We start from the raw sequence: 14,221 nt of genomic DNA, 5'->3' as shown, positions 1-14,221 counted from the left end.
CCCGCGGCACCACCCGTGTGAACCATTGAATAAGGGTCGTAATGGCCGAACTCGCCAAGGAAATCATCCCCGTCAATCTCGAGGACGAGATGCGCCGCAGCTACCTCGATTACGCCATGAGCGTGATCGTGGGGCGCGCGCTCCCCGACGTCCGCGACGGCCTCAAGCCGGTGCATCGCCGCGTGCTGTACGCGATGAACGAGCTCGGTGCGCACAGCAACAAGCCTTACTACAAGTCGGCGCGTATCGTCGGTGACGTGATCGGTAAGTACCACCCGCACGGCGACCAGTCGGTGTACGACACGCTGGTGCGCATGGCGCAGCCGTTCTCGCTGCGCTACCTGCTGGTGGACGGGCAGGGCAACTTCGGCTCGGTCGACGGCGACAGCGCCGCGGCGATGCGTTACACCGAAGCGCGCATGTCGCGCCTGACGCACGAGCTGATGGCGGACATCGACAAGGAAACCGTCGATTTCCAACCCAACTACGACGAGAAGGAACTGGAACCCACGGTCATGCCGACGCGGTTCCCGAACCTGCTGGTCAATGGTTCGGCCGGCATCGCCGTCGGCATGGCGACCAATATTCCGCCGCACAACCTGTCGGAAGTGATCAATGCGCTGATCGCGCTGATCGACGATCCGTCGATCGACATCGACGGCCTGATGCAATACATCCCGGGCCCGGATTTCCCCACTGCCGGCATCATCAACGGCGTCGGCGGCATCCATCTCGCCTATCGCACCGGTCGCGGTCGTGTGCGCATGCGCGCGCGCGCCGAGGTCGAAGTGACCGACAGCGGCCGTGAGGCGATCGTCGTCACCGAGATTCCGTACCAGGTCAACAAGGCGCGTCTGATCGAGAAGATCGCCGAGCTGGTCAAGGAAAAGAAGCTCGAGGGCATCAGCGAGCTGCGCGATGAGTCCGACAAGGACGGCATGCGCATCTACATCGAGGTCAAGCGCGGCGATTCCGCCGAAGTGGTGCTGAACAATCTCTATCAGCAAACGCAGATGGAGTCGGTGTTCGGCATCAACATGGTGGCGCTGGTCGATGGCCGCCCGCAGTTGCTCAATCTCAAGCAGATTCTCGAAGCCTTCGTCCGCCATCGCCGCGAGGTGGTGACGCGCAGGACCATCTTCGAACTGCGCAAGGCACGCGCCCGCGCCCACGTGTTGGAAGGCCTGACCGTCGCGCTCGCCAACATCGACGAGATGATCGAGCTGATCAAGACTTCGGCGAATCCGAATGAGGCACGCGATCGCATGCTGGCGCGCACGTGGCAGCCGGGTCTGGTCGCGAGCCTGCTCGCGGCGGCCGGTAGCGATGCGTCGCGTCCGGAAGACCTGCCGGCTGGCGTCGGTCTCGTCGACGGTGCCTACCAGCTGACGGAAACGCAGGCGCAGCAGATTCTCGAAATGCGCCTGCACCGCCTGACCGGCCTGGAGCAGGACAAGCTCACCGAGGAATACAAGCAGCTGCTCGAGACCATCCGCGGCCTGATCGAGATTCTCGAGAATCCCGACGTGCTGCTCGATGTGATCCGCACCGAGCTGCGCAACCTCAAGGAAGAATTCGGCGACGCGCGCCGCAGCGAAATCCGCGCAAGCGAGGAGGATCTCGACATCCTCGACCTGATCGCGCCGGAAGACGTGGTGGTGACGCTTTCGCACGCCGGCTACGCCAAGCGCCAGCCGGTCACCGCCTACCGTGCGCAACGGCGCGGTGGCCGCGGACGCAATGCGGCGGCGACCAAGGACGAGGATTTCATCGACCAGCTCTGGCTGGTCAACACGCACGACACGCTGCTCACCTTCACCAGCGCCGGGCGCGTGTTCTGGCTGCCGGTGCATCAGCTGCCGGATGCCGGCCCGAACGCGCGCGGACGGCCGATCATCAACTGGATCTCGCTGGAGGAAGGGGAGAAGGTGCAGGCGGTGCTGCCGGTGCGCGAGTACGACGACAGCCACTATGTGCTGTTCGCCACCCGCAACGGCACGGTCAAGAAGACGCCGCTCACCGAGTTCGCCTATCGTCTGCAGCGCGGCAAGATCGCCATCAATCTCGATGACGGCGACGCCCTGGTCGATGTCGCGCTCACCGACGGTTCGCGCGACGTGATGCTGTTCGCCAGTAACGGCAAGGCCGTGCGTTTCGCCGAGCAGGAAGTGCGCTCGATGGGCCGCACCGCCACCGGTGTGCGCGGTATCAAGCTCACGGCCGGCGAGCACGTGGTCAGCCTGATTGTGGTCGACGGTGACGGCGACATCCTCACCGCCAGCGAGCGTGGCTACGGCAAGCGCACGTCGCTCGAGGAATATCCGCGCAAGGGTCGCGGCACCCAGGGCGTGATCGCGATCCAGACCAGCGCACGCAACGGCAGTTTGATCGGCGCCATCCAGCTCAGTGACCACCATGAAGTACTGCTGATCTCCGACGGCGGCACGCTCGTGCGCACGCGCGCGGCGGAAATCTCGCAGGTCGGCCGCAACACCCAGGGTGTGACGCTGATGCGCATGGCCGAGGGCGAGAGCCTGCAGGCGGTGGAGCGCGTCGATGCCTCGCTGGAGGATGAGGACACCACGGCCGGCGGGGAGCCCCGCGAAGGGCAGGCCCATGAAGATCAGGCCGGCGAAGAGCGACCGCAGCCTCAAAATTGATGTGCGGTGGTACCCCGGACGCAGCGCCGGGGTTACGATACTTTAACAAGAACCCATGGCCGGGCTTCGTCCCGGCCATGGGCTTTTGTAGGGAGGTTTCACCAAAAGCTGGACTAAAAACGGAAGGGGGTTACATGAAATACCTGATGGGGGCATTGCTCGCGCTGGCGAGCTGGATGGCGGCGCCGCTGGCGCAGGCCTACGAACAGGGCGAGAACTGGATCGCCATCGATCTGACCGATGCGCGCACGCTGTACATGCGCGACATCACGCCCGATCTGATGCTGGCGATCCGCAAGGAAGGCGGCTCGGGCTGGAGCCTGGAAGTGGTGCGCCGCCCGCTGATCGCTAATGCGCCGAACCTGATCGGCGCGGATGCATCGCAGGTGTACGCCTCGCAGGTGCAGGCGCGCACGTATCAGAGCCCGCGCGTGCTGCCGCTGCAGGGGACGCCGGTCGAGCTGCGCGTGGATCTCGACAACGCCAAGGTCAACGGCAAGGGCGCACAGGCCGCTTTCAGCGGCGGCAAGCTGCGGATCAGCTGGCAGCAGACCGGCAACCCGGTCAATGCCGACAAGCCTGCGAAGTCCGGCAAGAAGTCGGGCAAGTCTCGTAAATCCGGCAAGTAACGCGGTTCGGCGCGAACCGGGGGTTGATCGCGCGGGCGGACGGCGGCAGCATGACTGTCGCCATCCGGCGACGGGCAGGTGCGATGAGCAAGTACAGGATCCTGGAAACCTTCCAGGCGCAACAGGACGAGACGGACGACACCTCCGGTACACAGGCTGACGGTGCCCCGACTGGCACCGGCGGCACCGGTAGCGAGGCGTGGACCCGGAAAAGCTTCGTGCTGGCCCAGGACAAGCCCGGCGCGGTCTTCGTGCCCTCGCCAGTGGACGGCTACGCCCATCGCACGGGCGACCAAGGCACCGTCGAACTCTATGATTCGCCCGGGACCGACGGTCAGCTGCTCGGCCGAGTCCTGCATATGGATCCGCGCAGTTTCGCGGTGCAGGAAGGCGAGCACGTCGAATATGGCCAGCCGCTCGGCCGACAGTGGGGCGCGGGGCCGGGCAACGTGAAGACGCAGCCCGACCGCGTCCAGGTCGAGATGGAATCCGAGCAACTGTGGCGCTACCTGGCCGACATCGAAGCCGGCCTGATCGCGCCGGACATGTTCCCGGGCATGACCAAGCGCCTGCGCCGATCCGGCCTCACGCTGCCGCCCTCGACCAAGGCCGCGATCCCGATCGCGGTGGCGATCGCCGCCTTGCAGCAACAGCGCATCGTCGAGAGCGGCGACCGGGGGCCGGGCGTGCGCGAGGTGCAGGGACTGCTGCACACCTTCGGCTATCTCGACGGCCAGGGCGCGCCGTTGCGCGTCGACGGCGTGTTCGGGGATCGCACGCGTGAAGCGCTCGAATCCTTCCAGCGCGTGCATGGCCTGGAAGCGAATGGCGTGGCCGGATCGCAGACGATCGCCGCGCTGCACATGGCCGAGCGGCAGCCGCTGGTCTCCAATCCCGATCATCCGGACCACGGCTTGTACCGGCAGGCGCTGGACGGTCTGGAAAAGCTCGACCCGAAAACCTTCGCCAACGCCGAGGAGCGCCGTAACGCCGCCGCCGCGCTGGTGCTCGAGGCCAAGCTGCAAGGCGTGCAGCAGATCGACCACGTCAGGCTCGACGCGGGCAGCGGCAACGTCATCGCGATCCAGCGCGGGTCGGACGAAGAGACGCATCGGCTCCGCATGGACCTCAAGCAAGCCGGCGTGCAGCCGCTGGAGAAGAGCACCCTGCAGCTGGATCAGGAGAGGCAGCTGGAATCGCAGCGCCACGTGCAGACGCAGGTGCAGAAACAAGTCCAGACGCAGGAGCTGGAGCGGCGCCACGACGTGCGTCAGGAACAACACCACGAGCGGACGCAGGAGCAGGAACAGGAGCGTCACCGCCGCCACTCGCGGTAAGCGTTTCTTCCTGAATCCGACGCTTTTGTCGACACCCTTCCGTGAACGCAGCGCTGCGTCCACGCGGTCTATACTCGTGTGCAACCTAAGGAGATGCACATGACGATGTGGACGCGTGGGGGCGGTGCCATGCGCGCCGCGCGCGGGGTTGCGGTGGCGATGCTGTCGTTGGCCCTGCTGTGGCTGCCGGCGTGCAAGCGCAGCGAGCAGGGACAACTGCCCGCGGTCACCGGCGAGGCGGTCCAGGCCAAGCGCGAAGAGGTCAAGGGATTCGCGCTCGCGCGCGCCTATCCGGACCAGGGCAGCGATTCGCTCGCCATCGCCCTGGAATTTTCGCGTCCACTGGTCGGCACGCAGGATTTCGACAAGCTGATCACTTTCGCCGAACCGGTCGGCGACAAGAGCAGCTGGTCGCTCGACAAGGACGGCAAGGTACTGCGCTTCCCGTACGTGGAGGCGAACAAGACTTACACGATGCGCATCTCCGGCGATCTCACCGCCGCCGATGGCAACAAGCTCGGCAAGCAGATCGAGGAGAAGGTCTTCACCGGCGAACTCGATCCCGCGGTTGGATTCGCCTCGCAGGGCAGTGTGCTGCCGGCGAAGGAGTCACGCGGATTGCCGGTGGTCTCGGTGAATGTCGATGAAGTCGACGTCGAATTCCTGCGCCTGGACGAGAAATCGCTGCCGCAATTCTTCAGCCAGTACCAGCGCGGCGGCCGCCGCGATGGGTGGGATCTGGAACGTGATTACGACGATGGCGACGGCAAGCAGTACAAGCCGTTGTCGAAGCTGGCCAAATCCGTCTACACCAATCGTTTCGTGCTCGGCGGCAAGCGCAACGAGCGCGTGCTGACATATCTGCCGATACAGGATATTTCCGAACTTCAGGAACCCGGCCTGTACTTCGCCGTGATGCGGCGGCCTGGCCAGTTCAAGAACGAATACGACACCGCGTTCTTCACCGTCAGTGACGTCGGCCTGCATGCCCGTGCCTACAAGGACAAGCTTTACGTACATACGGCCTCGCTGCAGGACGGCAGCGCGATCGGCAGCACGGAACTGCGCATTCTCGATCCGCAGGGCGAAACCTTCCTCAAGGGCCGCACCGACGGCAACGGCAACGCGCTGCTCGATTACACGTTGCAGTCCGGGCACGTGCTGATCGCCACGCGCGGCAAGGATGTGTCGTTCCTGCCGTTCAACCAGCCGGCGCTGGATCTGTCCGAATTCGCCGTCAGCGGCCGCGAGTCGGCCTGGTTCGACGTCTTCGCATGGTCGGGGCGCGATCTCTATCGTCCCGGCGAAACCGTGCGCGTCTCCGCGCTATTCCGCGACAACGATGGCAAGCCGGTGGTGGCGAAGGGCAACAAGGCGCAGCCGTTGTTCGTGCGCCTGAAGCAGCCGGATGGCAAGACCTTCCTCGACAGCCGCATCGAAGCGGGCGCGCTCGGATACTTCAAGTTCGAAAAGACCATTCCGGTCGATGCGCCAACGGGCCGCTGGCAGATCGAATTCCGCACCGATCCGGCGAGCAAGGAAGCGGTGCAGGGCATGACGCTGCGCATCGAGGAATTCCTGCCCGAGCGCATGAAGCTCGATCTGGAATCGTCCGACGCCGTGCTCAGGCCTGGCCAGCCGTTGCGCCTGCAAGCGATCGGCGCCTATCTCTACGGCGCGCCCGCGGCGCAGAACCGGTTCACGGCGAAGCTTGCCGTGGCGGTGGAGCAGCATCCGCTGGAGGAGCTGCCGGGTTATTTCTTCGGCGACCCCACCGTCGAATTGCCGAAGGACGCGAAGGACGTCATCGACGACAAGCTCGATGCGCAGGGCAAGCTCTCGCAGGACATCGCACTGCCCGATGAGGCCAAACCGGTCACGCCGATCGCCGCCGTGCTGTCCGGCAGTCTGTTCGAAACCGGCGGCCGCAGCGTCAATCGCTCGCTCAAGCGCGTGCTGTGGCCGGCCGATGCCCTGGTTGGCGTGCGCCCGCTGTTCGATGACAAGGACGGTAGCGACGCCAACAGCACCGCGCGTTTCGAGCTGATGCGCGTCGGCAGCGATGGCAAACCGCGGCCGGCGAGTGGCTTGAAGGTGACGCTGGTGCGCGAGCATCGCGACTATCACTGGAACTACGACGCCGACGACGGCTGGAAGTACGACTTCACTCGCCGCTTTGAGAATGTCGAGGTCAAGACGATCGATGCCGGCGCCACCGCCGCGCGTTTCGATTTCCCGGTGGAGTGGGGCGAGTACCGCGTTGAAGTCTTCGATCCCGCCACCAAGCTCACCACGCGCTATCCCTTCCGCGCGGGCTGGAGCTGGGACGACGAAAACCGCGGCCTCGACGCGCGGCCAGACAAGGTCAAGCTGTCGCTCGACAAGACTGGCTACAAGACCGGCGACACGCTCAAAGCCACGATCACGCCGCCGCATGCCGGACGTGGCGTGCTGCTCGTGGAAAGCGACAAACTGCTTTACGTACAGGACATCGACGTCGGCGCCAAGGGCGAGACATTCGAAATCCCGGTGACGAAGGAATGGGAGCGCCACGACGTCTACGTCACCGCGCTCGTGTTCCGCGGTGGCAGCGTGCCGAGCAAGATCACACCTGCGCGTGCGGTTGGCGTGACCTGGGTGCCGATGGATCGTCGCGCACGTCGTGTCGCCGTCGGTCTGGTTGCGCCGAAGCAGATGCGGCCCGAGCAACCGATCGCGGTGACCATCAGCGCGCCCGCGCTGGCCGGCAAGGAGGCGTATGCCACCGTGTCGGCGGTCGATGTCGGCATCCTCAACATCACCCGCTTCCCGGTCCCAGATGCCAACAAGCATTTCTTCGCCCAGCGCCGTCTCGGCGTGGATGCCTACGACATCTACGGTCGCGTGATCGAAAGTTTCGAGGGCAGCATCGCCAAGCTGCGCTTCGGCGGCGATATGGCGCTCGATGCCTTGCCGCAGGCGAAGCGCCCGACCGCGCGCGTGCAGACCGTCGACCTGTTCTCGGGGCCGGTGAAGCTCGATGCCAAGGGCAACGTGCGCGTGAAGCTGCCGGTTCCCGATTTCAACGGCACGCTGCGCGTCTCCGCACTGGTGTTCTCCGGTGATCAGTACGGCAACCGCGATCTGGAAACCCTCGTGCGCGCGCCGATCGTGGCCGAGGCGAGCATGCCGCGCATCCTGGCGCCTGGTGACCGCAGCACGGTCACGCTCGATCTCACCAACTTCACCGGCAAGGCCGGCGAGTTCAAGGTGCAGGTCGATGGCATCGGTCCCGTAGCCATCGGCGAAGGTGCGCGCAGTGCCAAGATCGACAAGGAAGCGAAGGCCACGCTCAACTTCCCGGTCTCGGCGAAGGAGGGCTACAGCACCGCCAACGTGCGCGTGCGCGTGGAAGGCAACGGCTTCAAGGTCGATCGCCGCTACGACTTGCCAGTGCGCCCGGCATGGCCCAGCGTGTTGCGCGCCCGCACGCAGGTGCTGGATGCATTGGCCGCCGTTTCGCTGGATGCCGGATTCGCCGACGGCCTGATGCCGGGATCGGTGAACGCACGCATGACCGTGAGCGCATTGCCGCCGATCCCCTTCGCGAGTGCGCTGCAGGGCGCTTTGGATTATCCCTACGGCTGTTCCGAGCAAACCACCAGCAAGGGTTACGCGGCACTCGAACTCGATCCCGAGACGGCGAAGATGCTCGGTGTGACCGGGCTGGACGCCGCCAAGCGTCGCGCACGCATGGAAGGTGCGCTTGGACGACTCGCCTCGATGCAGGTGAGCTCCGGGCACTTCTCGATGTGGGGCGACGACGGCTATGTGAGTCCGAGCCTGACGCCGTACATCGTCGAGTTCCTGCTCGACGCGCGCGAGGGTGGCTTCCAGGTGCCGGACACCGTGCTGCAGAAAGCGCTGCAACGTCTCAACGAGGATCTCCTGGCCGGCGGCAACGAGTTCTACGGCCGGGACAACCGCGAGCATCTCAAGTTCGCCTATCAGGCACATGCCGGCTACGCGTTGGCGCGCGTGAACCGTGCGCCGCTCGGAACGTTGCGCGCGCTCTACGACAATGAGCGCAAGCGCACGCTCACCGGCTTGCCGCTCGTCCATCTCGGTCTCGCGTTGGCGTTGCAGGGCGACAAGGCGCGCGGCCTGAAGGCGATCGCGGAGGGCTTCAACTTCAAGGGCGATCGTCCGGGTTATCTCGACGACTACGGCAGCCCGTTGCGCGACACCGCTCTGATGATCGCGCTCACCCACGAGCGCGGCTATGCCAAGCCCGAGTATGACGCGCGAGCGGTCGATCTCGGCCGCGAACTCGATGTGCGTCGCAAGAACGGCTGGCTCTACCTGAGCACGCAGGAACAGGTGGCATTGGCCCGGCTTGGCAAGGCGCTCATGGTGTCGCAGGACAAGCGCGTCGAGGGCAACTGGCATGTCGGCGGCAACGATGAGTCCGTGCCGGCCGCCAAGATCGTCGGCCGCTCGTTCGACTACGACACGCTGGCCCAAGGCGTGCGTTTCGATCCGAAGGGCACGCCGCCGCTGTACGCCAGCCTGGAAATCGCGGGCGTGCCGCGCAATGCGCCCGAACCCGATTTCAGCCAACTCAAGGTGGAGCGCAAGTGGTACGGCACCGACGGCAAGGAATGGACGCCGAAGCCGCTGAAGGAAGGCGAAGCCTTGATCGTCGGCCTCACCATCACCGCCGATACCAGCATGCCGGATGCGCTGATCACCGACTTGCTGCCCGCGGGCCTGGAGATCGAGAACTTCAATCTCAGCGACGAGAAGCAGTGGGCGGGTGTCGTCGTCAACGGCATCGAGATCACCGATCGCGCCAGCGCGGCCGACGTGCAGCACGAGGAGTATCGCGATGACCGCTACATCGCCGCGCTCAAGTTGTCGGCTGGCGGCAAGGCGCGCGTGTTCTATCTGGCGCGTGCGGTGACGCCGGGAACATATACCGTGCCGCCACCGCTGGTGGAGGACATGTACCGGCCGCAATTGCGTGGCGTGGGCAAGTCGACGCCGGCGACGATCACCGTGGGTGAGGGAGCGCGCTAGGCGGCATTGCCGCCTGCGCTCCCGAACGCCCGGCCAGGGATGGCCGGGCTGGACCATCAGCAATCGATTGAGCTTCGCCACGGATGGCAAACAAATCTGGAGAGCATTACGCATGCCCCTGCATATCGGCATTGTCGCCTGTTCCGCGGAAGGTGCCGCGCTCTGCTATCGCACGATCTGTGCGGAGGGCGCGGCATTGCTTGGTCCGCATGCGCACCCGGAAGTGTCGATGCATACCCCCTCGCTCGCCGAGTACGTGGCGTGCCTGGATCGAGGCGACTGGGCAGGCGTGGGAGAACTCATGCTGGACTCTGCCAGGCGATTGGCGGGCATCGGCGCGGATTTTCTGATCTGTCCCGACAACACCATCCATGCGGCGCTGCCCGGAATCGTCGCGAGATCACCTTTGCCGTGGCTGCACATCGCCGAAGTTGTCGCCGACGAGGCCGTCGCGCGCGGCTTCAAACGCTTGGGGCTGACCGGTACGAAGTGGCTGGTCGACAGCGAGGTCTATCCCGAGAAGCTGGTCGCGCGTGGGCTGGAATATCTGCGTCCCGATCCCGATGAGCGTGATGAGATCGGCCGGATCATCATGGACGAATTGGTGTACGGCATGTTCAAGCCGGAATCGATCGCCTATTTCCAGCAGGTCATCACGCGCATGCGGCAGGCGGGCTGCGATGCCGTGGTGCTGGGATGCACCGAAATTCCCCTGATCCTCGGCGACGAGAATTCTCCGCTGCCGACGCTCGACTCCACGCGCCTGCTGGCGCGAGCCGCGCTGCGGCGCGCGACGCAGGTGAGCGTCGCGTCCGGCTAACGGCTCGCGATGCAGTTGAAGGTCCCGCTCATGGCCGTGATCGACCGGCTCCGACGTGGCATCGTCGGTCGTCCACTGCTGTGGTGGCTGCGCTGGGGAACGGTCGCATGCCTGCTGTCGCTGCTGATCCTCGATCTCGCCTTTCCGCCGCCATTGCCGAAAAGCCGCGATACGAGCGTTCTCGTGGTCGCGCGCGACGGCACGCCATTGCGGGCCTTCGCCGATGCCGAAGGCGTCTGGCGTTATCCCACGACGTCGCGACAGGTGTCGCCGCTGTATCTGCAGGTGTTGCTGAACTATGAAGATCGCTGGTTCTGGCGACATCCGGGCATCAATCCGGTGGCGATCCTGCGCGCGGGCGGGCAATGGCTGCGCAGTGGCCGCATCGTTTCCGGCGGATCGACGTTGACGATGCAGGTGGCGCGCATCCTCGATGGGCCGGGCGGCACGCGATCGCCATGGCGGAAGCTGCGGCAAATGCTGCGAGCGCTGCAGTTGGAGGTACATCTTTCGAAACGCGAGATCCTCGATCTGTACCTGGAACGCGCACCGTTCGGCGGCACGATCGAAGGCATCGAGGCGGCGAGCTGGGCCTATCTCGGCAAGCCGGCATCGAAGCTGTCCCATGCCGAAGCCGCGCTGCTGGTGGTGCTGCCGCAGGCGCCGAGTCGGTGGCGGCCGGATCGAGAACCCGAAGCGGCACGCGTCGCGCGCGACAAAGTGCTCGATCGCATGGCCGAACTCGGCGTGTGGAGCAGGGCGGAAGTCACGGATGCCAAGATCGAGGCGGTCGTATCGCGGCGATTGCAAGCGCCTTTGTCGGCGGCGTTGCTTGCGCAGCGATTGCGTTCGACGCATGGCAAGGCCGATCGCATCGTTTCCACGATCGATCCGGGCTTGCAACGCACGCTCGAGGAACGCGTCGCCAGTTATTTCTCCAACCTGCCGCCACGCACGTCCGCGGCGCTGCTGGTGGTGGACAACGCCAGCATGGAGGCGCGTGCCTATGTCGGTTCGGTGACGTTTGGCGACAAGGCACGCCTGGGACACGTCGACATGGTGCGAGCCTGGCGTTCGCCCGGCTCCACGCTCAAGCCGTTCCTGTATGGATTGGCGCTCGATGATGGCCTGATCCATTCCGAAAGTCTGCTGGTGGATGCGCCGCAATCCTTCGGCGGCTATCGTCCCGGCAATTTCGACACGGCGTTCAACGGACCGGTTGGTGCTGCGGAAGCGTTGCGATTGTCGTTGAACATTCCCGCCGTGGATCTGCTCGATCGCGTCGGTCCGGCGCGTTTTTCCGCCCGTCTGGACAATGCCGGAATTTCACTGAAATATCCGCGCGGCGCGACGCCGAATCTGTCGTTGATCTTGGGCGGCATCGGCGCGCGGCTTGAAGATCTGGTCGGCGCATATTCCGCTTTCAACCGCGATGGCGTTGCAGGACGCGTGCGCTACACGCCGCAAGATCCGAAGATCGATCGGCGTCTGCTGTCGCCGGGCGCCGCCTGGATCGTGCGGACGATGCTCGAAGCCAATCCTCGTCCTGGCGAGCGCGAGGACACGTTCGATCGCGGCAATCGCCCGCGCGTGGCCTGGAAGACCGGCACCAGCTACGGTTTCCGCGACGCCTGGGCGCTCGGCGGCACGCGGCGTTACACGGTTGGCGTGTGGGTCGGGCGTCCGGACGGCACGCCGCTGCCGGGTCAGTATGGCGCCGTCACGGCGCTCCCGCTGTTGTTCGAAACCGTCGACAGCCTGCCACGCATGCGTGGTGACAGCGTGCCGCAACCGCCGCCAGCGAGCGTGACCAAGTCGGACATCTGCTGGCCATCAGGCGCTACCGCCGATGCGCAATCGCCGCAACTCTGCCAGCGCCGCATGGAGGCCTGGATATTGAGCGGCACCGTGCCACCCACGTTCGCCGAACGCGGCGCGCGTCTGTGGAACGCGGGCATCGAACGCTTCGATGCCGATGCAGGCAGCGGCGAACGCTTGTCGGCCGCATGCTCGCTGCCGCACGAACGCGAATCGCGTGAAATCGCGCGATGGCCTGCGCTGGCATCACCCTGGCTGACAGCTGCGATGCGTCAGGCTTCGCGTTTGCCGCCGCTCGCCGCCGACTGCATGGCGGACGGTCGCGATGCCGTCGAGGAGTTGCGCATCGAAGGCGTCAACGACAATGCGACGTTGGCGCGTGCACCCGGCAGCGTGCATCCGGTGCGCCTCTCGTTGCGAGCACTGGGAACGGGTGCGCGCGTGCAGTGGCTGCTGGATGGGCGCTGGATCGGCGAGACCGAAGGCGCGAGACCGCTGGTCCGCGATTTTTCCGAAACGGGCACGCACACCTTGACTGCGTTGGCGGACAGCGGCGCCTGGAACAGTGTGAAATTCCGCGTGCTGAACTAGAACAATCTCGAGGTTTTTTGCTGCCGTCATCCCAGCTTTCGCCGGGATGACGATATCGAGGTTCAGGTGAGCTGTTCGAGCATGTGCTCCGCCGACGACACGCGGAATTCGCCTGGCGCTTCGACATTGAGCACTTTCACGACACCGTCTTCCGCATAAAGCGAGAAGCGCTTGGATCGCGTGCCCATGCCGTAGGAACTGGCATCCATTTCCAGCCCGAGCGCACGCGCGAATTCGCCGTTGCCGTCGGCCAGCATCAGCAGGCCTTCCTGCGTGTTCTGGCTGCGTCCCCAGGCCTGCATGACGAAGGGATCGTTCACCGACATGCAGGCGACTTCGATGCCCTTGCCACGGAAGCTGTCGAAATGCTCGATGTAGCCGGGCAGATGGCGCTCCGAGCAGGTCGGCGTGAACGCGCCGGGGACGGCGAACAGGACGACCTTCTTCCCGGTGAAAAGCGTGGGGGTATCGACGATCTCGACGCCCTCGCCGATGCGCTGCAATTTGGCTTCCGGAATGCGGTCACCGATCTGAATGGTCATGGGAAAGTCCCGCTCTGAGGTGAACCAAGTGTATTCGGGGCGGAGTAGAGAGATGTCAAGGCCGTTGAAATCGCCGTGGCGATACCAATTTCGCAGCTATGGCGGCGACCGGTCGCCGGTAAACAGAACATTTCGAGCTGACCAGAATTGGAGCAATCATCATGAGCATCGTCCGTTATCGCCAGTGGCCGGGGCAGGCCGTCTATGAACAGGCCGCCCTGCGCAATGAAATCAAGTATGCATTCGACCGTTTCCTCGACAGCGACTCCGCCGCGCATGCGCAGTGGACGCCCAGCGTCGACATCAAGGAAGAAGCCGAACGTTTCGTCATCCGCGCCGACCTGCCGGGCATCGATCCGCAGGACATCGAGATCCAGATGGACAAGAACATCCTGTCGATCAAGGGCGAGCGCAGCGTCGAGAACGTGGTCGAGGGAGGCGCCGCCGAGAGCGGACGCTATTCGCGCATCGAGCGTCGCCACGGCAGTTTCCACCGTCGCTTCGCGCTGCCCGAGAGCGTGGATGCCGAAGGCATTTCCGCCAGCGGTCGCAACGGCGTGCTGGAGATCGTCATTCCCAAGAAGCCGCAAACCGCGCCGCGCCGCATCCAGGTCGGCTCGCCGACCGTGCAGTAATCGCACGATGTGAAAGCCCGCGCATGGAGGCGTGGGCTCGCGGAAGGACCCACGCCGGGAATCGCCGAGTGGCGGTTTTCGGAAGTACTCGGTATATCCTCAGCCCGCGGCCCGACGGCCGCGGGTTGAGC

8 protein-coding genes are annotated in these 14,221 nt (G+C 65.0%); 7 read left to right on the top strand and 1 reads right to left on the bottom strand.

Going from position 1 to position 14,221, the window contains the following annotated elements; translation table 11 throughout:
* Positions 1–41 precede the first annotated feature (41 nt).
* The 6 genes from gyrA to pbpC all read left to right on the top strand — a co-directional run bounded on the left by gyrA (position 42) and on the right by pbpC (position 12,913).
* Positions 42–2,660: a DNA gyrase subunit A gene (gene gyrA / locus LG367_RS06565; protein ID WP_226468419.1), complete on the top strand. Its 2,619-nt coding sequence runs from the start codon at positions 42–44 to the stop codon at positions 2,658–2,660.
* 134 nt (positions 2,661–2,794) lie between these two features.
* Entirely contained in the window at positions 2,795–3,289 is a 495-nt protein-coding gene (locus LG367_RS06560; RefSeq protein ID WP_226468418.1) for a hypothetical protein, read from the top strand.
* An 83-nt stretch (positions 3,290–3,372) separates the two neighbouring features.
* The gene (locus tag LG367_RS06555; protein ID WP_226468417.1) at positions 3,373–4,626 is read left to right on the top strand and encodes a peptidoglycan-binding domain-containing protein; all 1,254 of its coding nucleotides are present in this window, start codon (positions 3,373–3,375) and stop codon (positions 4,624–4,626) included.
* Between the two features lie 129 nt (positions 4,627–4,755).
* Positions 4,756–9,684: an alpha-2-macroglobulin family protein gene (locus LG367_RS06550; RefSeq protein WP_226468628.1), complete on the top strand. Its 4,929-nt coding sequence runs from the start codon at positions 4,756–4,758 to the stop codon at positions 9,682–9,684.
* Between the two features lie 112 nt (positions 9,685–9,796).
* Positions 9,797–10,504 (top strand): aspartate/glutamate racemase family protein, encoded by a 708-nt coding sequence (locus LG367_RS06545; RefSeq protein WP_226468416.1) that lies wholly within the window; start codon positions 9,797–9,799, stop codon positions 10,502–10,504.
* Between the two features lie 30 nt (positions 10,505–10,534).
* The gene (gene pbpC / locus LG367_RS06540; RefSeq protein ID WP_226468627.1) at positions 10,535–12,913 is read left to right on the top strand and encodes a penicillin-binding protein 1C; all 2,379 of its coding nucleotides are present in this window, start codon (positions 10,535–10,537) and stop codon (positions 12,911–12,913) included.
* Between the two features lie 62 nt (positions 12,914–12,975).
* On the opposite strand, the gene LG367_RS06535 is transcribed toward pbpC, so the two are convergent.
* Entirely contained in the window at positions 12,976–13,455 is a 480-nt protein-coding gene (locus LG367_RS06535) for a peroxiredoxin (RefSeq protein ID WP_226468415.1), read from the bottom strand.
* A 161-nt stretch (positions 13,456–13,616) separates the two neighbouring features.
* Between LG367_RS06535 and LG367_RS06530 the strand changes: the two genes are divergently transcribed.
* Positions 13,617–14,090, top strand: coding sequence for an Hsp20/alpha crystallin family protein (locus LG367_RS06530; RefSeq protein ID WP_226468414.1), 474 nt, complete (start codon positions 13,617–13,619; stop codon positions 14,088–14,090).
* The last annotated feature ends 131 nt before the right edge of the window (positions 14,091–14,221 follow it).

Source organism: Luteimonas panaciterrae (genome assembly GCF_020511115.1).
GTDB classification, from domain to species: Bacteria; Pseudomonadota; Gammaproteobacteria; order Xanthomonadales; family Xanthomonadaceae; genus Luteimonas; species Luteimonas panaciterrae.
This window is presented reverse-complemented; position numbering and strand designations above follow the sequence as displayed.

Excerpts from the sequence above, each read along its gene's own strand:
- LG367_RS06560 (WP_226468418.1), top strand. The coding sequence starts at position 2,795 with ATGAAATACCTGATGGGGGCATTGCTCGCGCTGGCGAGCTGGATGGCG.
- LG367_RS06550 (WP_226468628.1), top strand. The coding sequence starts at position 4,756 with ATGCGCGCCGCGCGCGGGGTTGCGGTGGCGATGCTGTCGTTGGCCCTG.
- pbpC (WP_226468627.1), top strand. The coding sequence starts at position 10,535 with ATGGCCGTGATCGACCGGCTCCGACGTGGCATCGTCGGTCGTCCACTG.
- LG367_RS06535 (WP_226468415.1), bottom strand. The coding sequence starts at position 13,455 with ATGACCATTCAGATCGGTGACCGCATTCCGGAAGCCAAATTGCAGCGC.
- LG367_RS06530 (WP_226468414.1), top strand. The coding sequence starts at position 13,617 with ATGAGCATCGTCCGTTATCGCCAGTGGCCGGGGCAGGCCGTCTATGAA.
- LG367_RS06545 (WP_226468416.1), top strand. The coding sequence starts at position 9,797 with ATGCCCCTGCATATCGGCATTGTCGCCTGTTCCGCGGAAGGTGCCGCG.
- LG367_RS06555 (WP_226468417.1), top strand. The coding sequence starts at position 3,373 with ATGAGCAAGTACAGGATCCTGGAAACCTTCCAGGCGCAACAGGACGAG.
- gyrA (WP_226468419.1), top strand. The coding sequence starts at position 42 with ATGGCCGAACTCGCCAAGGAAATCATCCCCGTCAATCTCGAGGACGAG.